Source organism: Bradyrhizobium sp., assembly GCF_016462955.1.
Classification (GTDB): domain Bacteria; phylum Pseudomonadota; class Alphaproteobacteria; order Rhizobiales; family Xanthobacteraceae; genus Bradyrhizobium.
In genome coordinates, this window is record NZ_JAEMSD010000880.1 from 1077 (window position 1) to 1573 (window position 497).

General features: G+C 65.8%; 1 pseudogene. It reads left to right on the plus strand.

Annotated features, from left to right (window positions below):
• Window positions 1-497: pseudogene (locus JHD07_RS39485) on the plus strand (hypothetical protein); the annotation flags it as partial.

Below are 497 nucleotides of genomic sequence, written 5' to 3' on the forward strand. Positions count from 1 at the left end.
AGCCTGAAGTCCGAGACCAATCGCGAATCCTTCGTGCTGCCGGCCGGCGGCCTGCGCATCGAGGGCCGCGTCGGCACCAGCCGCATTCCGCAGAACCAGATCTCGTTCGCAATCTACAAGGGCAGCCAGTTCGAAGCCGGCGAACGCGCGTCCCTGGTGCCCAACGTCGCCGCCGGCGACGTCGTCCTGATCCCGGAGGGCACCTACTACATCGTCTCCAATTACGGCGATGCCAATTCGGTGGTGCGCTCGGACATCCGCGTCCAGGCCGGCAAGCTCACCGACGTCACCATCACCCACCGCGCCGCCGTGATCACCCTCAAACTGGTCAGCGACAAAGGCGGCGAGGCGCTCGCCAACACCGCCTGGTCGGTGCTGACCCCCGGCGGCGACGTCATCAAGGAATCGATCGGCGCCTTCCCGCGGGTGGTGCTTTCGGAAGGCGAATACCGCGCCATCGCCAAGAACGAGGGCAAGGTCTACGAGCGCGGATTCAA